At 70.6% G+C, this 25,288-nt stretch carries 21 protein-coding genes; 14 read left to right on the top strand and 7 right to left on the bottom strand.

The genetic code is table 11. The annotated features are described in order from the left end of the window. Positions 1 to 155: 155 nt before the first annotated feature. The 3 genes from AB2U05_RS23605 to AB2U05_RS23595 all read right to left on the bottom strand — a co-directional run bounded on the left by AB2U05_RS23605 (position 156) and on the right by AB2U05_RS23595 (position 3,456). The gene (locus AB2U05_RS23605) at positions 156 to 1,652 is read right to left on the bottom strand and encodes a S28 family serine protease (protein WP_369184191.1); all 1,497 of its coding nucleotides are present in this window, start codon (positions 1,650 to 1,652) and stop codon (positions 156 to 158) included. A gap of 199 nt (positions 1,653 to 1,851) precedes the next feature. Then, positions 1,852 to 2,682 (bottom strand): serine protease, encoded by an 831-nt coding sequence (locus AB2U05_RS23600; RefSeq protein WP_045704623.1) that lies wholly within the window; start codon positions 2,680 to 2,682, stop codon positions 1,852 to 1,854. A 132-nt stretch (positions 2,683 to 2,814) separates the two neighbouring features. Beyond that, the gene (locus tag AB2U05_RS23595) at positions 2,815 to 3,456 is read right to left on the bottom strand and encodes a TetR family transcriptional regulator (RefSeq protein WP_369184190.1); all 642 of its coding nucleotides are present in this window, start codon (positions 3,454 to 3,456) and stop codon (positions 2,815 to 2,817) included. Positions 3,457 to 3,563: 107 nt separating this feature from the next. On the opposite strand from AB2U05_RS23595, the gene AB2U05_RS23590 reads away from it, so the two are divergent. The 3 genes from AB2U05_RS23590 (at position 3,564) to AB2U05_RS23580 (ending at position 5,057) form a co-directional block, all read left to right on the top strand. Then, positions 3,564 to 3,719, top strand: coding sequence for a hypothetical protein (locus tag AB2U05_RS23590; protein WP_157882279.1), 156 nt, complete (start codon positions 3,564 to 3,566; stop codon positions 3,717 to 3,719). 41 nt (positions 3,720 to 3,760) lie between these two features. Continuing rightward, positions 3,761 to 4,078 (top strand): hypothetical protein, encoded by a 318-nt coding sequence (locus AB2U05_RS23585; protein ID WP_045704627.1) that lies wholly within the window; start codon positions 3,761 to 3,763, stop codon positions 4,076 to 4,078. Positions 4,079 to 4,181: 103 nt separating this feature from the next. After that, positions 4,182 to 5,057, top strand: coding sequence for a metallophosphoesterase (locus AB2U05_RS23580; RefSeq protein WP_244179069.1), 876 nt, complete (start codon positions 4,182 to 4,184; stop codon positions 5,055 to 5,057). 70 nt (positions 5,058 to 5,127) lie between these two features. On the opposite strand, the gene AB2U05_RS23575 is transcribed toward AB2U05_RS23580, so the two are convergent. The 3 genes from AB2U05_RS23575 to AB2U05_RS23565 form a co-directional block, all read right to left on the bottom strand. After that, a complete protein-coding gene (locus AB2U05_RS23575) occupies positions 5,128 to 7,623 on the bottom strand; it encodes an ATP-dependent Clp protease ATP-binding subunit (RefSeq protein ID WP_279616860.1) in 2,496 nt (831 codons plus the stop codon). 71 nt (positions 7,624 to 7,694) lie between these two features. Further along, complete coding sequence (locus AB2U05_RS23570) at positions 7,695 to 8,384, bottom strand: VIT family protein (protein WP_045708543.1); 690 nt, start codon at positions 8,382 to 8,384, stop codon at positions 7,695 to 7,697. 118 nt (positions 8,385 to 8,502) lie between these two features. Beyond that, complete coding sequence (locus AB2U05_RS23565) at positions 8,503 to 9,108, bottom strand: HAD-IA family hydrolase (RefSeq protein ID WP_045704631.1); 606 nt, start codon at positions 9,106 to 9,108, stop codon at positions 8,503 to 8,505. A 286-nt stretch (positions 9,109 to 9,394) separates the two neighbouring features. On the opposite strand from AB2U05_RS23565, the gene AB2U05_RS23560 reads away from it, so the two are divergent. The 4 genes from AB2U05_RS23560 to AB2U05_RS23545 all read left to right on the top strand — a co-directional run bounded on the left by AB2U05_RS23560 (position 9,395) and on the right by AB2U05_RS23545 (position 13,865). After that, complete coding sequence (locus AB2U05_RS23560) at positions 9,395 to 11,119, top strand: CocE/NonD family hydrolase (protein ID WP_369184189.1); 1,725 nt, start codon at positions 9,395 to 9,397, stop codon at positions 11,117 to 11,119. Positions 11,120 to 11,663: 544 nt separating this feature from the next. Beyond that, positions 11,664 to 12,056, top strand: a complete 393-nt coding sequence (locus tag AB2U05_RS23555; protein WP_369184188.1) for a hypothetical protein — start codon at positions 11,664 to 11,666, stop codon at positions 12,054 to 12,056. 144 nt (positions 12,057 to 12,200) lie between these two features. Beyond that, a complete protein-coding gene (locus AB2U05_RS23550) occupies positions 12,201 to 13,061 on the top strand; it encodes a hypothetical protein (protein WP_359911354.1) in 861 nt (286 codons plus the stop codon). Positions 13,062 to 13,157: 96 nt separating this feature from the next. Further along, on the top strand, positions 13,158 to 13,865 hold the full coding sequence (locus tag AB2U05_RS23545; RefSeq protein WP_369184187.1) for a hypothetical protein: 708 nt from the start codon (positions 13,158 to 13,160) through the stop codon (positions 13,863 to 13,865). A 124-nt stretch (positions 13,866 to 13,989) separates the two neighbouring features. On the opposite strand, the gene AB2U05_RS23540 is transcribed toward AB2U05_RS23545, so the two are convergent. After that, on the bottom strand, positions 13,990 to 14,331 hold the full coding sequence (locus AB2U05_RS23540; protein WP_369184185.1) for a hypothetical protein: 342 nt from the start codon (positions 14,329 to 14,331) through the stop codon (positions 13,990 to 13,992). A 2,868-nt stretch (positions 14,332 to 17,199) separates the two neighbouring features. Here AB2U05_RS23540 and AB2U05_RS23535 point away from each other — a divergent pair. The 7 genes from AB2U05_RS23535 (at position 17,200) to AB2U05_RS23505 (ending at position 25,216) form a co-directional block, all read left to right on the top strand. After that, positions 17,200 to 17,928: a CRISPR-associated endoribonuclease Cas6 gene (locus tag AB2U05_RS23535; protein ID WP_369184184.1), complete on the top strand. Its 729-nt coding sequence runs from the start codon at positions 17,200 to 17,202 to the stop codon at positions 17,926 to 17,928. After that, a complete protein-coding gene (locus AB2U05_RS23530; RefSeq protein WP_369184183.1) occupies positions 17,925 to 19,358 on the top strand; it encodes a hypothetical protein in 1,434 nt (477 codons plus the stop codon). Before AB2U05_RS23535 ends, AB2U05_RS23530 begins: the two co-directional genes overlap by 4 nt. Beyond that, positions 19,355 to 20,380 carry a type I-B CRISPR-associated protein Cas7/Cst2/DevR gene (cas7i, locus tag AB2U05_RS23525; RefSeq protein WP_369184182.1) on the top strand — a complete coding sequence of 342 codons (1,026 nt, stop codon included), beginning with the start codon at positions 19,355 to 19,357 and terminating at the stop codon, positions 20,378 to 20,380. Before AB2U05_RS23530 ends, cas7i begins: the two co-directional genes overlap by 4 nt. Further along, positions 20,377 to 21,051: a CRISPR-associated protein Cas5 gene (cas5, locus tag AB2U05_RS23520; RefSeq protein WP_369184181.1), complete on the top strand. Its 675-nt coding sequence runs from the start codon at positions 20,377 to 20,379 to the stop codon at positions 21,049 to 21,051. Before cas7i ends, cas5 begins: the two co-directional genes overlap by 4 nt. A gap of 24 nt (positions 21,052 to 21,075) precedes the next feature. Further along, positions 21,076 to 23,487, top strand: a complete 2,412-nt coding sequence (gene cas3 / locus AB2U05_RS23515; RefSeq protein ID WP_369184180.1) for a CRISPR-associated helicase Cas3' — start codon at positions 21,076 to 21,078, stop codon at positions 23,485 to 23,487. Positions 23,488 to 24,092: 605 nt separating this feature from the next. After that, a complete protein-coding gene (locus AB2U05_RS23510; RefSeq protein WP_369184179.1) occupies positions 24,093 to 24,350 on the top strand; it encodes a hypothetical protein in 258 nt (85 codons plus the stop codon). Between the two features lie 629 nt (positions 24,351 to 24,979). After that, positions 24,980 to 25,216, top strand: coding sequence for a DUF397 domain-containing protein (locus AB2U05_RS23505; RefSeq protein ID WP_369184178.1), 237 nt, complete (start codon positions 24,980 to 24,982; stop codon positions 25,214 to 25,216). The last annotated feature ends 72 nt before the right edge of the window (positions 25,217 to 25,288 follow it).

The raw sequence follows: 25,288 nt of genomic DNA, 5'->3' as shown, positions 1-25,288 counted from the left end.
GGAGGGGTTCCGCCGAACCGGTGCGGACGCGCGGAGGCCGCCCCCGCGCGGGTGCGGGGGCGGTCTCCGGGCTGCGTCCGGGCTGCCTCCGGGCTGCCTTCGGGCTGCCTCCGGGCAGCGCCCGGGGGGCCTTTCGGGGTGCCCTTCGGGGCGCGTTACAGCGGGCGGCGCTCCTGCTCCAGCTTCTGCCCCTCGACGTCGAGCGGGCCGAACGCCGGCAGCAGCTGCGGGGTCTTCGCCAGCGAGCGGGCCGCGTCCTGGTCGCCCAGGCCCGCCCACTCCAGCACCTTGGCGGTCGCCTCGGCCGACTGCGCGGCCGGGAGCTTGCCGATGTTGGAGCCGTGGTTGCCGCCGGGCACGGTGTAGACGTAGCTGTCGTCACTGCCCCGGCCGAGGCGGAACGGCTTGGCGCCCCACGGGTCGTTCCCGCCGTAGACGTACATGATCCGCTCGGCGTCGTGCTTCACCCAGCGGTCGATGTCGCGCATCGCGTACGGGTTGAAGGCCGGGACGTTGATGTCCTTGGCCACGTACGAGCGGGACGAGTACAGCTCCTTGTAGTCGTAGTGCAGCAGGCCGTTCAGGTTCGAGACGTCGAAGTACGGCTGCCCCAGCTCGGTCGCGGCCTGGTAGTAGTACGCGGTGTACTTCGCCAGCGACTGGTCGCTGTTGCCGGTGATGCCGGACTGCGCGTCGAACCAGGCGTACAGCTCGTCGTCGGTCGCGGTGGCGGCCACCGGCACCTTGGCGCAGTCCGCCTCCAGGCTGTACTGCCAGAACGCCCAGACCGTGTCGAGCACGCCGGCCTCGTAGGCGCGGTCCGGGGTGCCCAGGGTGGTGAAGGTCGAGCCGGCGGCCTTGTTGTCGGCCACGTAGCGGGCTTCCAGGCGGTCGCGGCGCACCAGCAGCTCGCGCTGGGCGGCGGACAGGCGCGCCCGGCACTCGGGGGTGCCGACGGTGCGGAAGAACTCGCTGTACGCCGCGTAGTCGTCGACGTCGGTGTTGTTCGGCGCGACGTAGGCGACGGTGCCGGCCATGTCGTCCGGGTAGAAGCGGCGGTAGTAGGTGGACGACATGCCGCCCTTGCTGGCGCCGGTGGAGAGCCACTCCTGCTCGTAGATCCGCTTGAGCGCGGTCACCAGCCGGTGCGAGTCGGCGGCCTGCTGGCGGATGCCCGCCTTGGTCCAGTCGGCCGGCTCGGGGCGGGAGGGGGTGAAGAAGCGGTACTCGATGGAGACCTGGTTGCCGTCCACCAGCCGGGTCGGCTCGGTGCGGGACGGGTTGGTGCCCAGGGTGTAGCCGTTGGTGTAGAAGACGGTCGGGCGGTCGTAGCCGCGGTGCAGCAGGGTGAAGCGCTGCTGGAAGGTGCCCAGCCACGGGCGGAAGTGGTCGATCGGCTGGGTGTAGGTCGCCACGAAGAAGCGGTGGCCCGTGGTGGTCGGCTTCTCCTCGGTGATGGTCACCCCGGGGATCGCCGCCAGGCGGTCCTTGATGTCGGCGTTCGGGTCGTCGGCGGGGCTCAGGGCGCGGGCGGCCCCGGCCGTGTCGCCCGCCGCGCCGGCGGCCAGCGCCGGGGTGGCCAGGCCGCCGCCGAGGCCGAGCAGCGGTATCAGCAGGGCGGAGACCAGCAGTCTTCTCACGGTGGTGCGCATCAACTCTCCATCTGGTCAACGGACATGGCTCGCGCCGGGGTTCGGCACGACTCTGCGGTACGGATGGTGCCTCGGTCGCCCGGTGGACGGCCGAATGGGCCACCCGCCGGTCGCGGGTGGCCCATCGGGGGGAAGGTGCTGGTCAATGCGCCTCAGCTGCTCGGTGTTGTCGGCCGGCCCGGACCGGGCGGACCGCCGGTCACGGCCTCGGCAGCGTGCAGCCGGGCAGGGTGAGGTCGAGCTGGTTGCCGGCGGCGAAGCAGGCCGGGATGCCGTACGTCTCCTGGGCGTAGCCGATGCCCTGGTGCACCGTCACCGCGCCGTTCTCGTCCACCTCGCACGGGTTGTCGACCGTGCAGGACTCGCCGTTCTCGTTGATCGTGTTGTTCACCGCGACCAGCCGGCCGGTCGAGGCGTCGACCACCGGCGAGCCGGAGGTGCCGCCGATCACGTCGCAGCCGGAGGTGTAGCGGACGGAGTCCTTGAACGTCCAGTCGCCCTCGTTGAGTTGGTAGGCGAAGCCGTCGATCGAGCAGGAGTAGATCTTCTTCCAGTAGCCGGAGACCACCCGGATGTCCGCGCCCTGGGCGGGGTGGGTGTCCGCGATGGTGAGCGGGGCGATGCCGTACCGGGACTTGATCGAGGCGTAGGTCGTGTTGAGCTGGTAGATCGACACGTCGGTGTCGGTCATGGCGCCGTAGACCACCTTGGTCGCGCGCAGCGTGCCGAGCTTGCCGCCGGTGGCGCTGAGCAGGCTGAACGTCCGGCTGGACGGCTGGTTGAGGACGACCTCGCCGGGGCCGGGCATGCCGGACTCCAGGCAGTGCCCGTTGGACAGCACCAGGGCCGGGTCGGTCGCGGCCGAGCCGGGCAGCCGGACGAGCGAGCCGGAGCAGTTGCTGAGCGCGACGGTGCCGGCGAAGTTGACGGTGGCGCTGCTCGGGGCCGAGGCCTGGGCCGGGAGGGAGCCGGCCACGACGGTGGCCCCGGCGAGCGCGAGCGCGGCGAACGTACCTATGAGCGGCTTCATGGGCGACCTCTCGGTGTGGGGGTCCACGTGGGGGTCCACCAAACCTGTCGCGGACATGACCGACTGTCAAGAGGTGCGAACCGCCCCGGAGGCCGCTACCGGCGAGTCACTCCTGCGGGGATCGACGCGCGCTCAACTCCCCGGCCAGTGCCGCCGACCGAGGCTGATCAGGCGCAACTGCAGCCGCGTGGTGGCGGCGATCCGCTCCACCCGCGCCGGGTCGCCGCCGGAGTCGGCCTCCTGGGCCTCCAGCAGGGCCGCGGCCGTCGAGACCATGAGGTCCACGTACAGCTCGGCGAGCATCCGCAGGTCGCGCTCGCTCCAGTCGCGCGAGGACGGCTGGAGCGCCAGCGCGGCCCCCACCTCGGCGGCGAACCGCCCGAGTTCGGCGTCGATCGCCTCCCGCACCAGGCGCACCCCGCCGTGCCGCTCGCGCGCCAGGAAGCGGACGTGCGGACGGTGCTCGCGCACGTGCCGCTCGATCACGTCCACCGCGCGGTCGATCAGCTCCTCGGCGCCGCCGGCCTCCGCGAGCACCGCACGGATCATCACGTGCAGGCTGACCAGCGACTCCTCGACCAGCGCCACGCCGAGCGCGGCGAGGTCCGGGAAGTGCCGGTAGAACGCAGCCGGGGAGAGCCCGGCCCCCCGGGTGACCTCGCGGACGCCCAGGCTGGCCAGGTTCTGCTCGGCCAGCAGGTGCAGTCCCGCGTCCAGCAAGGCGCGCCGACTCTGCTGCTTCTGGGCCTGCCTGGCCCCCACGGTGTGACTCACGCCATTCAGTAAACAGTCGTTTGCCGAACTTGGCCAGCCGGGCGTACAGTGGTGCCCGAAGTCAGTGAACACTTGTCAACCGAAACACCGAACCGGAGGAGTCGGCCGTGATCCTGTTCTCCGCCCTCGTCGCCATGGGCGTCCTGATCGGCGCCGCCGCGCACACCTCGCTCCCGGTCTTCCTCACCGCCTCCGCCGCCATCGCCGCCTGGCTGCTCGCCTTCGGCGCCCGCGAGGGCATCGCCCGGCTGCGGCACCGCTGACCGGCCCCCACCGTCCACTCACCGAGAGGACCACCGCCGCCATGAGCACCACCGCCGAACACACCGCCCGCCCGAGCCGTCCCGGCCGGCAGACCGACCCCGGCCGTCCGGCCCGCCCGGCCACCGCCGAGGCCGACAGCCTCGCCGTCGCCTCCTTCCTGCTCGGCCTCCCCGGCCTGCTGATCTTCAACATCGCGCTGGGGCCGCTCGCCATCACCCTCGCCACGCTCGCCCTCGTCCGCGGCACCCGCCGGCGCGGCCGGGCCGCCCTCGGACTGGCCCTCGGCATCGCCTCGCTCGTCATCCTGGCCGTCACCACCGCCACCTCGCACGGCGTCCTGATGGACTTCCACTCCTGATCAACCGCGGTTCCCCGGTGGCAGATCCCGGCCAACCCCGCCCGAACCCGCGGTCCGCGCCGTAGGGTGGCGGTACAGGCGTGGTGAACACAGGGGGACGGAAGTGACGATCGAGAACCGCAGCGACACACCGGCGGCGCCCAGCGGGGCGGGCGGGCGGCTGCTCGCGGTGAGCGACCTGCACATCTCCTACCAGGAGAACCGCGACCTGGTGGAGAAGCTCCAGCCCACCCACCCCGACGACTGGCTGATCGTCGCCGGGGACATCGCCGAGAAGTCCGAGAGCATCGAGTGGGCCCTCGGCCTGCTCGCCGAGCGCTTCGCCCGGGTGATCTGGGCGCCCGGCAACCACGAACTGTGGACCCACCCCGAGGACGCCGTCCAGCTGCGCGGCACCGCGCGCTACGACCACCTCGTCCAACTCTGCCGCCGCCTCGGCGTGCTGACCCCCGAGGACCCGTACCCGCTGTGGCAGGGCGCCGGCGGGCCGGTCCTCGTTGCGCCGCTCTTCCTGCTGTACGACTACTCCTTCCGCGCCCCCGGGACGAGCACCAAGGAGGAGTCGCTGGCCGCCGCCTACGAGGCCGGCATCGTCTGCGCGGACGAGCACATGCTCCACCCGGACCCGTACCCGGACCGCGACTCCTGGTGCCGCGAGCGCGTCCGGCTCACCGAGGAACGGCTGGCCGCCTGCGACCCGTCCGTCCCGCTGGTGCTGGTCAACCACTACCCGCTGGTCCGCCACCCCACCGAGATCCTCTGGTACCCCGAGTTCGCCCAGTGGTGCGGCACCGAGCTCACCGCCGACTGGCACCGGCGCTTCAACACCGCGGCGATGATCTACGGGCACCTGCACATCCCGCGCCGGACCTCCTACGACGGGGTGCCGTTCACCGAGGTCTCGCTCGGCTACCCGCGCGAGTGGCGCAAGCGCGGGCTGCCGGACCCGCTGCTGCGGGAGGTCTTCCCCTCCGCGTGACTCCCTTCGCGGGGAACGGCGTTCGGGCGCGCTCCTGGCCGCGGAGCGCGCCCTGCCGGCCCGGCCGGGCTCAGGCCGTGGAGGCCTCCGGCCGCGCCATGGTGACCGTCAGCTCGCCGTCGCTCACGTCCGCGATCAGGGTGTCCCCCGCGCGCACGCTGCCGTCCAGCAGCAGGTTGGAGATCCGGTTGTCCAGCTCCGACTGGATCGTCCGGCGCAGCGGCCGGGCGCCGAACTCCGGCTGGTAGCCGCGGTTGACCAGGTACTCCTTCGCCGCCTCGGTGACGTCCAGCTCGACGTCCTGGGCGCGCAGCCGGCGCCGGGTGCGCTCCAGCAGCAGGTCGACCACGGACAGCAGGTCCTTGCGGGTGAGCGCGTGGAAGACGATCACCTCGTCGATCCGGTTCAGGAACTCCGGGCGGAACTGCTGCCGCAGGTCGCGCATCAGGTCGTCCCGGATCTCGTCCACGTTCCCGGAGTGGTCCAGGATCCGCTGCGAGCCGATGTTGCTGGTCATGATCACCACGGTGTTGCGGAAGTCGACCGTGCGCCCCTGCGAGTCGGTCAACCGCCCGTCGTCCAGCACCTGGAGCAGCAGGTTGAAGACGTCCGGGTGCGCCTTCTCCACCTCGTCGAACAGCAGCACGCTGTACGGCTTGCGGCGCACCGCCTCGGTCAGCTGCCCGGCCTCGTCGTAGCCGACGTACCCGGGCGGGGAGCCGACCAGCCGGGAGACGGTGTGCTTCTCCTGGAACTCGCTCATGTCGAAGCGGATCATCCGGTCCGGGTCGCCGAACAGCAGCGTCGCCAGCGCCTTGGCGAGCTCGGTCTTGCCGACGCCGGTCGGGCCGAGGAACAGGAAGGAGCCGGTCGGGCGGTCCGGGTCGCCCATCCCCGCCCGGCCGCGGCGCACCGCCTGGGCGACGGCGGTGACCGCCTCGTCCTGGCCGATCACCTTCTCGTGCAGGTGGTCCTCCAGCCGGAGCAGCCGCTCCCGCTCGGTCGCGTTCAACTCGGCGACCGGGATGCCCGTCCGGGCCGACAGCACCTGCGCGATGTCGTCCGCCGTCACGTCGACGACCTCCTCGCGGGCTTCCGCGATGGCCGCCAACTCGTCCTCGGTCTGCCGCAGTTCGGTCTTCAGATTGGCGGCGCGCACGAACTCCTCGTCCGCGACGGCCTCGTCCAGCTCGCGCTTCAGCTTGGTGATCCGGTCCTGGACGGCCGTCGCCTCGGTCGAGCCGCTCAGGCTGCGCAGCCGCACCCGGGCGCCGGCCTGGTCGAGCAGGTCGATCGCCTTGTCGGGCAGGAAGCGGTCGCTCACGTACCGGTCGGAGAGCGTCGCCGCCGCGTCCAACGCCTCGTCGCTGAACCGGACTTGGTGGTGCGCCTCGTAGGCGTCGCGCAGCCCCCGCAGGATCTCGATCGTCTCCTCGACGCTCGGCTCCGGCACCAGCACCGGCTGGAAGCGGCGCTCCAGCGCGGCGTCCTTCTCCACGTGCTTGCGGTACTCGTCCAGCGTGGTCGCCCCGACCACGCTCAACTCCCCGCGCGCCAGGGCGGGTTTGAGGATGTTGCCGGCGTCCATCGAGCCCTCGCCGCCACCGCCCGCGCCGACCACGGTGTGCAGCTCGTCCAGGAAGAGGATCACGCTCTTCTCGGCCGCCGTCACCTCGTCGATCACGCTCTTCAGCCGCTCCTCGAACTCGCCCCGGTACTTGGAGCCGGCCACCAGCGCCGTCAGGTCCAGCGACACCACCCGCTTGTCCGCCAGGCTCCGCGGGACGTCCCCGGAGACGATCCGCTGCGCCAGCCCCTCGACGATCGCCGTCTTGCCGACACCCGGCTCGCCGATCAGCACCGGGTTGTTCTTCGTCCGGCGGGACAGGATCTCGACGGTCTGCTCGATCTCCTCGGCCCGCCCGACCACCGGGTCCAGCCGGCCCGAGCGCGCCTCCTCGGTGAGGTCGCGCCCGTACTCGTCCAGGGTCGGCGTCTCGCTCGGCGCCGCGCCCGTACCGCCGCGCTCGCCGCCGGCGCCCCGGCCGTCCAGCACCGTCTTCAGCGCCTCCTGCGAGGGCGCCGCGTTGCGCAGCGCCGCGCCCGCCCCCGACCGCTCCTGGTCCAGCAGCGCGCCCAGCAGGTGCTCCGGGCCGATGTACGAGGCGCCGGCCTCCTGCGAACGGGCGTGCGCGGCCAGCAGCGCCCGCTTCGCCGCCGGGGTGAGCGCCGGCCGCCCCTCCAGCGCCTCGGCGTTGCCGGACGGCAGCGCGTGCTCCAGGTCCTCCGCCAGCTCGTCCGGGTCGATGCCCGCGCGCGCCAGCATCCGCCGCGACGGCTCCACCCGGGTGGCCGCCCACGCCAGGTGCGCGGTGTCCAGGTCGTTGCTGCCGTCCGTCGCGGCCCGCTGCGCGGCCAGCGCCAGCAGCTCCTGCGAGGACTCGCTCAGCAGCCGCCCGATCGGCACCCGCTGCACGGCCGGCGGGGACGCCAGCGGGCTCATCCCGAAGAACCGACTGAGCAGGTCGGAGAACGGGTCGTTCGATCCGAACGGGGGCATGGTCACGGAGGTTCACCTCTCCCAAGCGGTTTGCAGCCACACAAACACAGGGCCGCGCCGGCCGCCTCCCGAGCGCGTCACCCCGTGACGCCGTCCAGCAGCAGGCCGCCGGAGTACGTCACCGCCATCGCCAGCAGCCCGCCCGCCACGTTGCGCGCGACGGCCCGCGCCGGGCCCGCCCCGCCCAGGCGGGCACTCACCCAGCCGGACAGCGTCAGCGCGGCCACCACCGCCGCCACCGTCACCGGCAGCCGCCACGACCCCGGCGGCAGCAGCACCGCCAGCAGCGGCACCAGCGCGCCCAGCGTGAACGCCGCCGCGCTCGCCAGCGCCGCCTGCCACGGACTGGTCAACGCCTGCGGGTCGATGCCCAGTTCGGTCCGCGCGTGGGCCGCCAGCGCGTCCCGCTCGGTCAGCGCCACCGCCACCTCCCGCGCCAGCCCGTCCCCCAGCCCGCTGCCCCGGTAGTAGTCGGTCAGCTCGTCCAGCTCCCCCTCCGGATCCTCCGCCAGCTCCCGCCGCTCGTTCGCCAACGCGGCCCGCTCGGTGTCCCGTTGGGTGCTCACCGACACGTACTCTCCGGCCGCCATCGACATCGCCCCCGCCAGCAGCCCCGCCACCCCCGCCGCCAGCAGCGCCGTCCGCGAACCGGCCGCCCCCGCCACCCCGGTCACGATCCCGGCCGTCGACACCACCCCGTCGTTGGCCCCCAGCACGGCCGCCCGCAGCCAGTTCAGCCGCGCCGACAGCTCCGCCCGCTCAGCCATCCGCCCACCGCTCCCAGGGATCCGCCCGACCGCCCCGATCGTCACCCGCCCCCGGTCACCCCGCCACCCGCACGCGCTCGGGCAGCCCGTGCTCAGGCAGCCCGCCACCCGTACGCGCTCAGCCGGCCAGGGCCCGGCGCAGATCCTCCGGCCCCCGGTAGAGCACCCCGGTCATCCCCAACGCCACCGCCGCCGCGACGTTCTCCTCCCGGTCGTCGACGAACAGGCACCGCTCCGGCGCCACCCCGGCGCGCTCGACGGCGACCTCGTAGATCCGCCGGTCCGGCTTGGCGCTGCCCACCACCGAACTGTTCACCACCGCGTCCGCCAGATCCGTCAGCCCCAGCTCCGCCAGGTCCTCGTCGAACCACACCGTCGCGTTCGTCACCAGCACCACCCGGCAGCGCTCCCGCACCCCGCGCAGCAGCCCCACCACCGCCTCATCGGCCCGGAACGGCGCGTTCGCGAACGCCTCCGCCATCGCCCGCGCCGCCTCCCCCGGCACCCGCCCCGCCAGGCCCCGCGCGATCGACTCCACCCACTGCGCCTTCGAGATCCGCCCCAACAACAACGGCAGATCGTTCGCCGGCGCGAACCCGACCGCCGCCGTGCTCCCCACCTCGATTCCCGCCGCCCGCTCCAGCGCCGCCACCCCGTCCCCGTCGAAGAACCGGATCACACCGTCCACGTCGCACAACACCGCGTCGAACCCCGGCTCGCCCATCCCACCCACCCTGTCTCCGAATGCCCCACGGAACGCATTCCCATGGTCGCTGAACCGGAGTCACGCATTCAAGTTCGTCAAACCACCGTTCGTGCGTGATGGATGTCACCGAAGCGTCCGCATAACACCGATAGCCGGACGGGTACTGTCCGTTCGGAACGCCCACGATCAGTCACCTACTCGGCGGTACGGTCGATTCCGGTCCGATTCCGCGATATCGACACCACCGTTATGAGCACCATCGATGAGCACCCCACCGAATTCACCCAGGGAAAGGCGACGACGCATGCGTGTCGAGCGGAATGTCGAAGTACCGATGCGGGACGGCACGATCCTTCGAGCGGACATCTTCCGCCCCTTATCGGACGGCCCGTGCCCGGTCATCCTGCTGCGCCTGCCCTACGACAAGTCCGTCCTCACCGAGCCGTGGTTCCCCTCCGAGGTCAGGTACTTCGTCCCCCGCGGGTACATCTGCGTCGCCCAGGACGTGCGGGGGACATACACGTCGGAAGGCACGTTCCACCCCTTCCGTGACGAGACGCCGGACACCGTCGACACCATCGAGTGGGCCGCCGGGATCGAAGGATCCAACGGCAAGGTCGTGATGACCGGCCAGTCCTACCTCGGCAGCGTCCAGGTGCAGGCCGCCGCCGAGAAGCCCGCGCCACTGGTCGCCATCAGCCCGGTCTCGCCCCTGCTGGACTTCACCGACAACGGGTTCCGCCGCGGCGGAGCCGTCGAGTCCTCGTTCTACTTCGCCTGGGCGACCAACATGGCGATCCGCGAGGCCCGCCGCCACGGCCGCGAGGAGGCGGCCACGGCGCTCGCCACACTCACCGAGGACCGGCCGGTCGACGCGTTCCCGCCGCTGTCGCGGTCGAACGGCCTGCACGCCCCCTTCGACGAGGTCCTGCAGCAGTACGACGCGGTCGCGCCCTGGGTGCGGCAACTGCTGGACGAAGCCGGCCGGCCCGAGGGCGGTGGCTACCTCTCCACCCGGCGGCTCGTCCCGAACATCTCGGTGCCGTCGCTCTACGTCACCAGCTGGTACGACGCGTTCCTCGGCGGCAGCCTCAACGCGTACGCGGAGGGCACCTCCACCGGCGCCGCGCCGACCCACCTCGTCATCGGCCCGTGGGAGCACGCGCACTACGGCGCACCGCAGTCCATCGCGGGGGAAATCGACTTCGGGCCGACCGCCGAGCTCGACCTGTTCGCGCTCCTGGAGCAGTTCTTCGCCCCGCTGACGGGCCTGGGGCCGCGCGAACCCGTCCCCGGGGTGCGGTACTTCACCATGGGCATCAACGAGTGGCGATCGGCGGACGCGTGGCCGCCCGCCTCGACCCCCGTCCGGCTGTTCCTCCACTCCGCGGGCGGCCCCGTCACCAGCGGGCCGACCGGCACCCTCGACGCGATCGCACCGACCGACGGGGCGTCGACGGCGGCCGACGAGTGGACGCACGAGCCGAAGGCCCCGGTGCCGTCCACCGGCGGCCAGACCTGGGCCATCCCGGCCGGCCCCCGCGACCAGTCGGCCCTGGTCGAACGGGCCGACGTCCTCGCCTTCGACAGCGAACCGCTGCCGTCCGCCGTCGAAGTCACCGGCGCCGTACGCGCGAAAGCCTGGTTGGAAACCGACGCCGCCAGCGCGGACGTCATCGCCGCCCTCGTCGACATCCACCCGGACGGCCGGCGCTATCCGGTGACCCAAGGAATTCTGCGGCTCGGCACCGAATCGGAACCCCTCCACGAAAAGGGGCCGATCGCTTTCGACATCGACCTGTGGGCCACCAGCCACGTATTCCTGGCCGGCCACCGCATTTCCGTCCAGATCGCGTCCTCCGACTTCCCCCACTGGGACGTCAACCCGTCAGACGGAAAGCCCTGGCCCACGAGCTCCGCCCCGGAACCCGCCCACCACCGCCTCCTCCACGACGCCGCCCACCCCTCGGCCATCACCCTCCCCACCATCGGCCCCCTCCCGACCCCCCTCAGCCACACCCACCCCTGACCCCCACCCGCCCACCACCACGGCGGCCCATGATCTTTCGGGAGGATTTCAGGCGCCGGATCCGCGCACCGGGACGGCCACGCATCCGTCCGACACCGTGGCGGCCCCCTGAAACGCCGGCGGCCCAGATCGGGATCATTCTCCCGACCTGGGCCGCAGCCTCAGTTCTGCCTCTTCAAGGGGTGGGCGCGGACGGTTTCGAACCGCCGACATCTGCTTTGTAAGTTTTCCCCTGGCAAGGCGCTGACCTGCAGAAACGTTGACCACTTGGCCACTGACCTGCGAGAACGCCTCACCAGGGCTCTCGCAACCTCTCCGCGCTTCTCGGCCTCATGTGTGCCGATTCCGTGCTGGGAGGTGGTCCGCCGGCCTTCTGGCCGCCGCCGATTGCCTCGCTGCTCGGCCGCCTTGCGGCCCGACAAGTATCGCAGGCCCACGGCTCCCTTGCGGGTACCGAACGGGGCCGGACATCGCTGCGAACTTGTGGGCGGCAGCGCACCCTTGCCCACCCCGACTATCACGTAACGTGACCAAGGAGCCGACCGTGCACCTCGACACCATCACCCCCCAGCAGTTCGACGAACTGATCTCGGACTCGGCCATCCCCGTCGCTCAACGCACTCTGTGGGTGCTGCTCGCGGAGGTCAAGTTCAACCTCACGGCCTTCCTTTCTCTCGACGTCCGGGACGCGACCGACACCACGTTGTCCGCCGCTGGCGCTTCGAAGAGCAGGCTGGCGGAGATGCTCATCCCAGAAAGTGCCTCAGTCCTTCTCCGGGAGGCCATCGGCAACCGCACGGAGGGCGCCATCTTCACCGAAGGAGGGAAGGCCATGTCCCGACAGACGGCGGTCCGGGCGGCACGCCAATACGCCGGGTGCTCGATACACGCCTTCCGGAACTCCGGCTTCGGATGGAAGCCCAGGTCGGCGGACTGAGTCGCGGCTGCTCGGTGGATAGGACCTGTCGGCATCCCGCAGGAACTGTCGGTCTGCCGCGCCAGCCAAGCGGGAAACCAGCGGCGGTACGGGCATCAGGGCAGGCAGAATTGGGGGACCAATGATGCTCAGCTGGGGGAACCCGTGCAGGAACTGCGCTTCGAGAACGACATCAGGTTCACGCTGGAGATGGGCGAGCAGGTGTGGCTCCACCGCTCGATCGGCGGCCAGGAACTGCGAGTCCAGGCCGCGGTCGGCGTATCGCCGTTGAGTGAGGCCGGGAAGCTCCTCTCGCTGGAGGCAACCTTGTTCGGGTTCGCGGCATCGCCGATCAACCGGGCCCAGCTTGGGCGGGTGACGGCGAACCTGGCATACACGCCGACCGTCACCGTTCATCGGCAAACCTTGGTGTTCCCGCTCACCACCGTGCAGCTTCACGCGGTCGAGGCTGGCCGGTCTGGCGACGCCCGGTTCGAGGTGGAGGTGTCGGCGACGCTTCCGCAGGCGGCGGGTTATCCCGGCACCGCGCTCATCACGGACCAGATATCCATCCCGAGGAGTCGGTGGGAGGAACAGCTGGAGCAAGCGGCCCCATCCGCAGCGTTCGAGATGGCCGTCCCGTACCCGCTCCACGACTCTCGGCGTGCCGAGCCTGGACTCGCCCTCCGTGAAGCCCAGCGCTTGATCACCAGAGGCAGCATCCGGGCAGCGATTCTGGAAGTACGCCGTGTCCTGGAGTGGATGCAGCACAATGCCGGGTGGGACAACCCTGGTTCCAAGAAGCTCGCCAACCAGTGCACTCAGTCGGAGCGCTGGTGGCGAATCCAGGATTCGCTGTACAGCCAGACCTCCGGGGCCATGCACAACGACGCCATCACGAAGTCGTTCGAGTACAGCAGGGCCGAAGCCGAAACGCTGCTTGCGATGACCGCCGCACTCTTGCGAAACGTCCCCGAGCAACTTCCTGCATCGGCCAACTCCGACGACACGGGAGTTGACGCGTAACGCGCCGGGTCAGCCGCCCTCCGGCCCCAGGTTCGGCCGAAGTTGGGTGAGCACGGACTCTGAACGAGCAGCTCGGTCGTGTGGGAGGGTACGGCCATGGCCGTCACCTTGTTCCACTACACCGACCATGACGCGTGGAGTGTCCCTGCTGATCCCGCGCGACCCGGCCTCCAAGCAGTCGGCGCGATCGTCCCATACAGCATGAACGCCACCAGCTTCTTCGACGAGCTTCCACTGATCTGGTTGAGCGACAGCACCGACCCTAAGACGACAGGGCTTGAGGCAACCAGAACGACGATCCGAATAGCGGTCCGGCTGGACAGGGGGGTAGTGCCCTGGGCTGTGCACAAGCATGAGCTCGGGGTCGGGGACGCGCTTGCCAGGCCCCTTGAGATCGCGGGCGACTCCGACCCTGCCACCTGGTACGTCACCTCTACCGAAATCCCGATCGGGATGTGGATCGAGGCCGTCGAACTCTCGACTGGCGCGGTGCTCTGGCATGCCGAGCCCCGTGATTCAGCCGTTCTCCCATCCTGCGATCCGATCGGCCCCGTGGACTTGCGCGAGCTTGAATCCGACCTCCGTGCTGGCTACATGGCGTACGCGGAAGAGAACCGCGACGCCATGGCTCTCCAGCGCCAGGCTGTCGTGCTGACCAACCAGATCAACGCGGCGCGCGACCTCGCGCTGGACCAGAGCCCCCTCGGTCAGGTCCGGAGCAACTCCGCGCTCCGCGCGCTGTGCGAGCAGGCGGCAGCGCTACCGGCCTGCTCGGAGCGCTGGGCACTGTTCCTCGGAGAATAAACGGCCGAGGTGCCCCGGCTTAGCGATGACGCGGTCCCTGCTCCTGCCCAATCTCCCACGGCCGCGGCTCGACCGGGGACTCAGCCTGGCGGGGGTCACCGGCCTCAACTCGGCGGCTGACGACCTACTCCTCTCCACCCTGATCGACGTCGGGCGGTGTCTCGCCGAACCGCTCCACCGCCTGCTCCGGCGAGCAGCCGAAGGCGCGGCCGATGTACTCCCAGGTCATCATGCTGCTGCGGGCCTGGCGTCCGGCCAGCAGCGCGGTCGAACCGGCGGCGCGCTCGAACCGGGCCGCCGCACGGGCGGCGGCGTACGGCCTGTTCGCCCTCTCCGCCAGGTCACAGATCCGGTCCACCAGCGCCACGACCAACTCCTCGACCTCGCGCGGCACCACACCCTCGACCAGGTCGACCTGCCACTCCCAGTCCGCGAACGGCACGGTGGCCTCGCCCGCACTGGGCACGGCTTGGACTCGCCCAGGCCACGTCGTTACCCCTCCCAGGGGCGATGAGGCGTGGCTGGTGCCCTCGGACCAGAACCTCAAGGACGTGTTGCGACCCCTCCCAGGGCGATGAGGCCAGGGTGATCCGTCCGTCACCCCATCGTCGCGGTGAGTTGTTACCCCTCCCAGGGGCGATGAGGCGCCGGATGCCTGCGGGCGGGTGGACTGGATGGTCGGGTTGTTACCCCTCCCAGGGGCGATGGGGCCGGGCCCTCCGAGCACTGTGCGGTCAGCGTAGACCTGTTGCTGCCCCTCCCAGGGGCGATGAGGCGTCAGGCACCGAAGGCGAAGTCCGCATCACCCCCTTGTTGCTACCCCTCCCAGGGGCGATGAGACGTGGCCGCCAGCCGCGCGCTCCGCGACGTCGTCATATTGTTACCCCTCCCAGGGGCGATGAGGAGCTCTTCCACCCCGCGGGCCTCGTGCTGGTGTGTCAGTTGCTACCCCTCCCAGGGGGATGAGGCCGGAGGACGGACAGCGTGGCTGCACCACACACCAGGTTGCCACCCCTCCCAGGGGCGATGAGACGGCGGACCCGCAGGAGTTGGTCCAGGTCGGTGCCTAGTTACTACCCCTCCCAGGGGCGATGAGGCCGGCTGGACGAACGGCATGGTCTGCCCGGAGTGCACGTTGTTACTCCTCCCAGGGACGATGAGGCATCCGCTGGCCGCACCTGGACCGGCACCGACTACGAGTTGCTACCCCTTCCAGGGGCAACGAGGCGGGTACCGACACCGCTCGTATGCGGCGAGCCCTCGGGTTGTTACCCCTCCCAGGGTCGATGAGGCGTGCCCGCTGGAGGTTGGACGCGCGCGGCCCAGTCACGTTGCTACCCCTTCCAGGGGCGATGAGGCCGGCATCGGCATCCAGGTGCTGGACGGCGTCAAGTTGTTACCCCTCCCAGGGGCGATGAGGCGGGCACCGCCAAACCCTCGCTGTACTCGATGGACAAGTTGCTACCCCTCCCCGGGGCGATGAGGCTGGCGACCACCCCTCCGGCGCCGGCGAACCGATGGTGTTGCTACCCCTCCCAGGGGCGATGAGGCGGAGCCACTTCACGGCGTCTATGCCGCCGTGGTCGTGTTGCTACCCCTCCCCAGGGGGGGGTGAGGCAGCCGTCACCTCGACCACGTACAGCGGGTAGTAGGAGTTGCTGCCCCTCCCAGGGGGATGAGGCCGGCACGGTCATCACCTGGTGGGTGAAGCTCCCCAGGTTGCTACCCCTCGCAGGGGTGATGAGGCCGGCGTCGACTCCTATCACGTCGTCATGTACTACGGGTTGCTGCCCCTCCCAGGGGCGATGAGGCGTTCCTGGCGGCAGAGTCGGGAGATCCGGTCATGATATTGCTACCCCTCCCAGAGGCGATGAGACCGCACCGACGATCTTCCAGATCAGGACGATCCTCACGTTGCTACCCCCCGGGGGGCGATGAGGCATCGCGTGGTCGATCTGAGCGCGCTGTTCAGTTCCAAGTTGTTACCCCTCCCAGGGACGATGTGGACGCTCGCGCTGAGCCGCGCCCTCACCGGGTTGCTGCCCCTCCCAGGGGCGATGAGACGTGGGCATGTACACCAGCGTCGACTGGTGGCACCGCACGTTGCTACCCCTCCAGGGGGCGATGAGGCCACCTTCAGGCTCGAAGACTTGTGTGAGTACCTTTCGTTGCTACCCCTCCCAGGGGCGATGAGACCGCGTGGGCCCTGCCGGGCGGCTACGTCGACGAGGGGTTGCTACCCCTCCCACCGGCGATGAGACACTGGACCACCCGTCTCACCCCGGACGGGCTGAAGACGTTGCCACCCCTCCCAGGAGCGATGAGACCCGCCGGGCCGACACCGGGTTCTCCGGCTCCCTGGCGTTGCCACCCCTCCCAGGGGCGATGAGACCGCGCGGCGGAGCAGGCTCACCGGTCCATCACCCAGCGTTGCCACCCCTCCCAGGTGCGATGACGCTGGACGTCGAGGACTCCCTCGACGCCTACGTGCCCCTGTTGCTACCCCTCCCAGAGGTGATGAGGCGTCGAGGAGTTCGGCCACGGCGTGGACCACGGTGGCGTTGCTACCCCTCCCAGGGGCGATGAAGCGCACGTCCTCCGCGCCTCCCGGATCACGCACATGCTGTTGCTGCCCCTCCCAGGGGCGATGAGGCCGCCGAGCGCACCACCGCCTCCGCGCCGGCCGCCCTGTTGCTACCCATCCCAGGGGCGATGAGGCGCGGATCCTGCGCCAGTACGGGTGCGAGGGCTTCGAGTTACTACCCTCCCCGGGACGATGAGGCCGGCGCGCTGTCGAGGCTGTGGCTGCAGGTGGAGACGTTGCAACCCCTCCCAGGGGCGATGAGGCCCAGTCTGGCGCGTGGACCCTCGCTGAGGTGCTGCAGTTGCTACCCCTCCCAGGGGCGATGAGGCCCGCGCGGCGCAGGCCGGCCTCGTACCGGCGCTGCATGTTGCTACCCCTCCCAGGGGCGATGAGGCGCACGACGCGGCCGGCCACGCGCTCGGCGTCCACCGGTTGCTACCCCTCCCAGGGGCGACGAGGCCCGATGGTAAAGCTGCAGGTCAGACGCCGGATGTGACTGGTCAGTGAGTCAGGTTCTGCAGTAGGAGTCCGGTGATGCTGTTGGCCACGTCGTGGCGCTGCGGTGCGCAGCTCGGTGTTGGTCTGGGTGGTCGTGTTCAACGGTACGGCATCGAGTGCTGCCCGAGGCCACGGGTGACTGTGCGCAATCTTGTGACGGCTGTCAGTGGTGCAGTTTAGGGTCCTGGACTGTGCGGCTGGCGGTTCGTCAGCTTGCTGGTTTGTCATGCCGTTTGAGCGTTGGAGTGCGGGATGAGGGTGCGGCTGGCCGTGGTGACGGCGGCGGAGGAGGTGCCGTGGGGCAGCGTGCTGGCCCCTGGCCGGGGGGTGGTCTACGACGTGCTGGGGCGGGTGGCTCCGGAGCTTGGGCGCCGGTTGCACGAGCACGGTGAGGGGCCCCACGGGATGGCGCCGTTCGGGCATGGTGCGCCTGTGTTCTCGTCCGCACGTCGGCGGCCGGGGCGGTATGCGGCGGGCGGGCGGGGGGTGGTCGAGTTCGGCAGCCCGGTGCCGGCCATCGTGGAGGCGCTGGCGGCAGGGTTCGCGGAGCGTGAGTTGTTGGACTGGGGTGGGGTCGCCCTGCGCCTGACGGGCCTTGGCCTGGTGGAGCCGCCGGAGTTCGCGGGTGGCCGGGCGGTGTTGCGGACGTCAACTCCGGTGGTGATGAAGGGCTCCGGCTACAGTCCGGATGGGGTGCGCGGGCCGCGTCAGGCGTGGGTGCTGCCGACTGAGCTGGAGTGGGCGGGCTACTTCCAGGGGAACCTGCGGCGCAAGGCTGAGACCTTGGGCCTGGACGCCGGGGTCAGCCTGGAGTCGGTGTCCTGGGTGGGGCCGAAGAGGTCGTTCGTCGTGGGGCAGGGTGCCAAGCCCGGGGCCGCCGTCGAGGTGGAGCTGTCGGGAGCGCCGGAGACGCTGCGGGCCTTGTGGAGCTGGGGCCTGGGCCAGGCGAACTCGGCCGGGTTCGGGTGGGTGGCGGCATGACCGCGCCGGCTCGCGGTGACCTCGGCCAGGGCCGACTGGTGCTGACCGCGCACCCCTTGCAGCGGGTGGGGGCGTTCGCGCTCGCGGCCCTGGCCGGAGACGGCTCTCCGGAGGAGACCACCGAGGCCGAGTTCGAGACGGCGCTGTCGCAGATGGCTCGGGATGTGCTGAGTGCAGCACTCGGACGCGACAGTAAAGCTCCGGATGGTTTCTGGTTGAAGGTCAGCTACTCCTTCTTCCCCAACACCGCGATGAACCACCCCAGCAACGGCAAGCGCACCGACGCCGAGATCGCGGAGCGGGTGGAGCAGTGGCGGACTATGCCCCCGCCGTCCGGTTGGCCGCCCACGGTGTGCTCGCTGTGCTCGCGAGAGGCGGTCGGGTACTACGGGAAGAGCGACGTGCCGCTCGCCGAGAGCCAGTCGTACCGCAACACCACCCCGCGAGGCCACGACGGGATGGCCCTGTGCTGGCCGTGTCTGTGCAGCTTCTACGCGCTGCCCTACGGGGTGCGCCTGACCGGCGGCCCGTCCATCGCCCTGCACAGCTGGGACGACGACTTCCTCCAGCACGCCGTGGCCGAACAGGTCGACCACAACCGGATGCTCGCCGCCACCGGCGACGGCAGCAAACGGCAGACCAGCGCGCAGGAAGTCGTCGCACTTGTCGCGCTGCGCACCCACCGCCGCCCCATGGGCGCTGCCGTCGACCTCGTGGTGTTCAACAACAACAACCGCGGCCAGGAGCTGGAGACCCACGCGCTGGAGCAGCCGCTGGCCGAGTGGCTGCGCCGCACCCAGCGGCTGGGTGATCGGCGTGCCGGTTTCGCGGAGCTGGTTCGCGCCCACGCCAGTGCGTCGACGCCTGGGCTCGTGGCCTTGGCCCGCAACGTCTTCCGCTCGCCCGACCGAATCGTGGCAGTCGGCCACGGCCGGCTGCTCGGCTGCCTGACCCGCACCGGGCGTGACCGGTCCCGGGCCGAGGCCCTGGCCGTGCTGCTCAACTCCTTCGCGACCGAGGTAATGCTGATGACCGAGAAAGACCTGGCCGAGATCGCCAGGACCGCCCACAACGTGGCCGCGCTGCTGAATACCGCCACCACCGGCGGCCAGTTGCGGAGCTTCCGCACGCTGCTTCGCGACCCGTCGAAGCTGCGCGGGTGGCTCACATCCCAGGGCGTGCAGTGGACCGTCAAGCCGCCCGCCGGAGCAGCGGGGCCGCTGGTGACCGAGCGGGGCTTCGAGCTGCTGTTCAGCCCGGTCTCGCAGAACCCGGCCTGGTTCCACCGGGACATGCTCCTGGTCGGTGTGCTGCAGGAGCTGAACTCGCTCGGCTGGAAGCCCGAGCAACCGGAAGAGGAGATCGAGGAGGATCTCGATCCCCGCGACCTCGAAGCCCTGACGTTCGACACGGAGGATGAACAGCAGTGACGTACCTGGTTGGCAAGATCGTTCTGGATGTTGTGGCGGGAGCCCCGAACAACGGCTTGGCGGAGGACAACAACGGCAAGGTCAAGCAGTTGCGGGTCGGGCGGGACGTCCACCCGTACGTGTCCGCGCAGGCGTTCCGCCGCTGGCTGCGCGACAGCCTGCCCGTGCAGGAGTCGCGATCGCCGGTAATCCGCAGCGGCGCCGGCGCCAAGCAGCAGGCTTACACCGCGGGCCGCCCCGATCTGCACCTGGACGACGACCTGTTCGGCTACATGGTCGCGGTGAAGAAGGAGAGCTACGGCCGGGAGACGGTGCTGGCGACCGGCACGTTCGTCTCCGTCGTCCCGCAGCGGCCCACCAGCGACTTCGGCACCATGAGCCGGGACTTCCCCGCTGGCGAGCACCCGGTGATCCACTCCCACGAGCTCTACAGCGCTGTCCTGGCCGGGGACGTGCTTCTGGACCTTCCCCGTGTCGGCGTCTTCGAGACGGACGGGACGGGGCTGCGTACCGCGCTGAGCCCGGCCGCCGCGGAGGAGGCCGTCAAGGCGGGTGCCGAGAAGACGGTGCTGCGCAGCGTCGGCGCGGTGCGGCTGCCCCTGGCAGAGCGTCGACGGCGGGTGGACACCGTGCTGCGCACGCTCGCCGCGGTGCGCGGCGGCGCGAAGCAGGCCCTTCACTACGGTGACCGCGCCCCGGCGCTGGTGCTGCTCGCTCCGGTCAAGGGCGGGGTGAACCCGTTCACCCGGATCGTCGGCGCCGACGACGGCCGGCCTGTCTTCCAGGCCGATGTGCTGCGCGAGGAGATCGAGGCGTGGCGCGACGAGCTGGACGGTCCGGTGCTGGTCGGCTGGGCGCCCGGGTTCCTCGGCGACCAGCGTGAGAGGGCGGTCAAGGACCTCGCTGACCTCGTCGACAGCGGCGCCGTGGTCTTCGGGCACCCCCGGGCGATCCTCAACGGCCTGGCCGACCGGATCGGTGTGGGCGAGCACGACGCCTGGTTCGAGGACCCCGCGGCATGACGGCCGCCTCGGTCACGGCGCTGCGGGTGACGCTGACCGCGCCAGTGGTCTCCTTCCGCAACCACCTGTATGCCGGTGTGCAGGTCACTCATCCCTGTCCGCCGCCGTCCACCGTCGCCGGGATGCTCGCGGCGGCGGCCGGCGGCTGGGACGAGGTCGACGTTGGCCTGCGGTTCGCCATGGCCTTCCACGCCGCTGGCGCCGGGGTCGACTTGGAGACCTACCACCCGCTGGATGCCACTGGGAAGGCCACCACCCCGGTCCCGCGTACCCGGGAGTTCCTCGCCGACGCCACCGTGCGCATCTGGCTGCTGGACGATGCCGAGGTATGGCGCGGCCGGTTGCGGCGGCCGGTGTGGCCGCTGCGGCTGGGCCGAAGCCAGGACCTCGTCGGAATCCGCCTCGACCACACCGTCCTCACCCCGGTCGAGGGGGAGCAGCGCGGCGCCGTCGTCCCCGCCTTCCCCAAGGCCCAGGGCACGCTGCTGCGGCTGCCGACCGCGGTGGCCCCGGGACGGGAGCGGACCGTCTGGGGTGACTATCGGCACGACGCCACCGGCCGCAGCCGCACCCCTGTGCCCGGCAGTTGGTCGGATGCCGGCCAGGCCGTTCGGCTGCTGCCGCCGGTCCACCCCGGCGCCCACTTCACCGCCACCGTCAGCCCGGCCTGACCCAGAAGGAAGAAGGAAACGACCTTGGGCACGAGCGCCGATCCCCTACGGACGCTGCTGGCCAAGAGCGCCCGCGGCGCTGTGCCGCCCGAAGAACTGACGGTGCATCTGGAGACCACACTGACGGCGGGGATCGAACTCGCCCGGCGGGTCGGCCGGATCGAGGCCGCAGAGCATGTGCTGGACGACCGGTTCTGGCCGACCGCCCAGCTGAGCGGGCTGTACCACGACGGCGGCAAGCTCCCCGATGGCTGCCAGCAGATGCTCCTCGGCCGGGTCCGCTCCTGGGGCGAGCGGCACGAGGTCGTCTCCCTCGGATTCCTCCCCACCCTCGTACCGGACGAGCAACTGTACGGCTGGGTGGCCGCCGGCGTCGCCACCCACCACCGCGCACTGACCGGAAGCAACGGCCGCGATCTGCGCTTCCTCTACGACGGCCTGACACCGGAGGACCTCGCGAAGCGGATCGGCCCGATCGACGAAAACGCGGTGACGGCGCTGCTCGGCTGGCTGCACACCACCGCGACCGCGACCATGCTCCCCACCACCCCGAAGACCAGCCCGCTGAGCAGTACCGACCTCATCGACGCGGCACACCGCACCCTCACCGAGCTGCTGCACCGCTGGGACCGGCGGGTGACTCCCGACGTCGGCCTGGCCGCCGTCCTGCTCCAAGGGGCAGTAACGGTCGCCGACCACCTCTCCTCCGCCCACGGCTCCCTCCACACCACCCAGCCCTTCGACCACCGCTTCCGGCCCGCCCTCGAAGAGCAGATGGCCGCCAAGGGCCGGGCGCTGCGCGAGCACCAGGTCCTCGCGGCCGAGACCAGCGGCCACCTGCTCCTGCGGGCGCCCACCGGCAGCGGGAAGACCGAGGCCGTGCTGCTGTGGGCGGCCCGCCAGGTCACCGAGCTCACCCAGCACTCGGGCGGCGTGCCCAGGGTCTTCTTCACCCTGCCCTACCTCGCCTCCATCAACGCGATGGCCGACCGCTTCGCCGACCTCCTCGGCAACCCGGACCTGGTCGGCGTCGCCCACTCCCGCGCCGCCTCCTACCACCTGGCCGCCGCCATCCGCTCCACCGACAGCGAGGAGCAGGAGGAGGCCGGGCCCTGCCGACAGAGCGAAGCCACCAAGGCCCTCGCCAGGGCGGCGGCCACCCGGCTGTTCCGCGAGAGCGTGCGGGTGGGCACGCCCTACCAGCTACTCCGCGCCGCCCTCGCGGGCCCGGCCCACGCCGGCCTGCTCGTGGACGCCGCGAACTCGGTCTTCATCCTCGACGAGCTGCACGCCTACGACTCCCGCCGCCTCGGCTACATCCTCGCCACGGCCCGGCTGTGGGAACGCCTGGGCGGACGGATCGCCGTCGTCTCCGCCACCCTGCCCGACGTCCTCGCCGACCTCTTCGAGGACACGCTCGCCCAGGCACCCGCCCTGGTGGACACCCCCGATCTCGGCCTGCCGCCCCGCCACCGCCTTCAGGTCCGCCACCACCACCTCACCGACCCGGCCACCACCCACGAGATCCGCGCTCGACTCGACCGCGGTCAGAGCGTCCTGGTCGTCGCCAACAACGTCGCGCACGCCCTGGCCCTGTTCAGCGAACTTGCCCCGCACAGCCGGGCCCTCCACCGCGACGACAGCGCCTTCCTTCTGCACTCCCGCTTCACCCGCCAGGACCGCAGCCGTATCGAGCAGAACATCCGAAACCGATTCGCCAGCGCAGCAGCCCACCGCCGCCCCGGGCTGCTGGTCGCCACCCAGGTCGTCGAGGTCAGCCTCGACCTCGACCTCGACGTGCTGTTCACCGCAGCCGCTCCGCTGGAAGCCCTACTCCAGCGATTCGGCCGTATCAACCGCCTCGGCACCTACGACCCGGCCGACGTCATCGTCCACACACCAGCCTGGACGCGCCGACGCAACCAGCCCGGCGAGTACGCGGACGGCATCTACCCTCGCGAACCGGTCGAGGCCGGCTGGCACCGCCTTCTCGAACACCAGCACCGCATCGTCAGCGAAGCCGACGCAACCGGCTGGCTCAACACCATCTACACCACCGACTGGGGCCGGCGCTGGCACGACGAAGTCACCAACCACCGCGACGCCTTCGACAACGCCTTCCTCACCTTCCGCCGGCCCTTCGCAGACCGCACCGACCTCGCCCAGACCTTCGACGAACTCTTCGACGGCACCGAAGCCATCCTCGAACAACACCGCGCCGCCTACACCGATGCACTCGCCCAAGGCACCACCGCGGAGGGACGACTCGCCGCCGACCAGTACCTCATCCCCATGCCCGCCTGGGCCGCCCCACTCACCCGCTACGAGAAAGCCCTCAACGTCCGCATCCTCGACGCCGACTACGACCCCGACCTCGGCCTCCTCGCCATCCGCGGCCCCAACCAGCACGCCTACCAAACCAGCCAGGTCCTATGACAACCCCCGGTAGCATCAGGGCTGCGCTGTGGTGCACTCAGCATCCCGCAGCAGAGGTAGCAACTCATCAAGGTCGACCGTGACGAACCGCACGACGCCCTCATCACCCCTCGGAGGGGTACCAAGGTCGGCGCGAACACACCAACCCACAGCCCCTCGGCTCTCATCTCATCGCCCCTGTAAGGGGTATCAATTACCACTCCCACGGGTCGAAGCCGAATGTTCCGCCGCCAGCCGCCTGACCTGCCAGCACCTCGGTTTCCGGGCCCGGTACACCATCGCCCAGTAGCGGGCCTGAACCGACTGGCCCCACACCGCCGAGCTCGCGCCCGCGTGCCGGAGCAACACCAGCCGTTGTCTGATTTAGCGAAAGGGGCCGTCCTCCACGGAGGTGGGAGATCTTCTGGTCGACAGCTCCATCCGGATCGCCGACGCCGTCCACGTGCCCAGCCCCAGGCTCCTGCCTGCCTCGACGTCAGCGGGCTGAAGCTCGGGCCGCCGCCGTCGAGCTGGCGCGGCCCAGCTAGCGGGCCGCCGGGCGGCGTCTGGTGCCCGCTCGAAGTTCTCAGCGTGCGCCAACCAGGCGCCAAGGGCACCGTCGAGGTATGGGTGTACTGGTGCTGCTGGAGGTTCTTGAGGGGTTCGACCCGGATGAAGCGGACCCCGCCTTCGTCCGGTCGGTCCACGCCGCGGCGAGCGATCCTGAAGTGCCGGAGGACCCGCTGCCGACGACGCTCTGTGGCGTCCGTACCGACCCGTTGGTGCACACGCACTATCAGGCCGGTTACGGGGAGCCGTGGTATCCAGCAGCGTTCGAGGACCGGCGATGCCGTGAGTGCGAGAGGGCACTTCGACGGCTCTGACCTCGGCACCGGGCCTGGGAGCCTCGGCTTCGAACGGTCATGATCGTCAGCGGATGCGCGGACCGCGCTGGTCCTGCCGAATCTCCCACGGACGCGGCTGGACCGGGTACTCAGCCTGGCGCGGGTCACCGGCCTCAACTCGGCGGCTGACGACCTACACCTCTCCCCCTGGTCGATGTCGGGCAGCGTCTCGCCGAACCGCTCCAGCGCCTGCTCCGGCGAGCAGCCGAAGGCGCGGCCGATGTACTCCCAGGTCATCATGCTGTTGCGGGCCTTGCGGCGAGCCAGCAGCGCGGCCCCTTGCCGGCACCGCGCTGGAAGTCGGCGCGCCGCGTGGCGAAGTGCCGATCAACGGGTTCCCCTACACGATGCCGTGCCGCCCAGAGATAGACGCCGCGATCCACATACCTCGCCAGAGTCTCGACCGGCCACCACTGGTCACATCAGCATAGTTATTGAGGTCACCCATTCGGCGGGCCCATCGTTCGAATATCGATGACTACCCTTTCACCGCCAGGCCCTAGGAAATTTCCTGAGGAAATTTCCTAGGGCCTGGAGCTGCGCCGCCTGGCATCCGGTCATATTTTTCCGGAGGTCCGGCGAATCGAACAGGAGAGAGGATGGTCGCAATGGTGGACTACTGGAACGGGATGCCGGCCGGGTCGATCGACGGGGTCTGGGTCAAGAGCAGTGCGAGCGCGCCGACCGGACAGTGCGTGGAGGTCGCGGTCGCGGGGAACGGCGAGGTGGCGGTCCGGAACTCGCGCGATGCGCAGGGTCCGGCGCTTCTGTTCACGCCGGGCGAGTGGAGCGCCCTCCTCGCGGGCGCCAAGGGTGGGGAATTCGATCACATGATTACCGCCTAGTATTCTTGTCTGAATACAGGCGGTAAACGCGCGGGCCCCGATTGTGAGACGATTAGACCGTTTACCATCAGG

The organism is Streptomyces sp. Y1, assembly GCF_041053115.1.
Taxonomy (GTDB): Bacteria; Actinomycetota; Actinomycetes; order Streptomycetales; family Streptomycetaceae; genus Kitasatospora; species Kitasatospora rubellomurina.
This window is presented reverse-complemented; position numbering and strand designations above follow the sequence as displayed.

Excerpts from the sequence above, each read along its gene's own strand:
- AB2U05_RS23605 (WP_369184191.1), bottom strand. The coding sequence starts at position 1,652 with ATGCGCACCACCGTGAGAAGACTGCTGGTCTCCGCCCTGCTGATACCG.
- AB2U05_RS23600 (WP_045704623.1), bottom strand. The coding sequence starts at position 2,682 with ATGAAGCCGCTCATAGGTACGTTCGCCGCGCTCGCGCTCGCCGGGGCC.
- AB2U05_RS23585 (WP_045704627.1), top strand. The coding sequence starts at position 3,761 with ATGAGCACCACCGCCGAACACACCGCCCGCCCGAGCCGTCCCGGCCGG.
- AB2U05_RS23570 (WP_045708543.1), bottom strand. The coding sequence starts at position 8,384 with ATGGCTGAGCGGGCGGAGCTGTCGGCGCGGCTGAACTGGCTGCGGGCG.
- AB2U05_RS23565 (WP_045704631.1), bottom strand. The coding sequence starts at position 9,108 with ATGGGCGAGCCGGGGTTCGACGCGGTGTTGTGCGACGTGGACGGTGTG.
- AB2U05_RS23560 (WP_369184189.1), top strand. The coding sequence starts at position 9,395 with ATGCGTGTCGAGCGGAATGTCGAAGTACCGATGCGGGACGGCACGATC.
- AB2U05_RS23545 (WP_369184187.1), top strand. The coding sequence starts at position 13,158 with ATGGCCGTCACCTTGTTCCACTACACCGACCATGACGCGTGGAGTGTC.
- AB2U05_RS23535 (WP_369184184.1), top strand. The coding sequence starts at position 17,200 with ATGAGGGTGCGGCTGGCCGTGGTGACGGCGGCGGAGGAGGTGCCGTGG.
- AB2U05_RS23530 (WP_369184183.1), top strand. The coding sequence starts at position 17,925 with ATGACCGCGCCGGCTCGCGGTGACCTCGGCCAGGGCCGACTGGTGCTG.
- cas5 (WP_369184181.1), top strand. The coding sequence starts at position 20,377 with ATGACGGCCGCCTCGGTCACGGCGCTGCGGGTGACGCTGACCGCGCCA.
- AB2U05_RS23510 (WP_369184179.1), top strand. The coding sequence starts at position 24,093 with ATGGGTGTACTGGTGCTGCTGGAGGTTCTTGAGGGGTTCGACCCGGAT.
- AB2U05_RS23505 (WP_369184178.1), top strand. The coding sequence starts at position 24,980 with ATGGTGGACTACTGGAACGGGATGCCGGCCGGGTCGATCGACGGGGTC.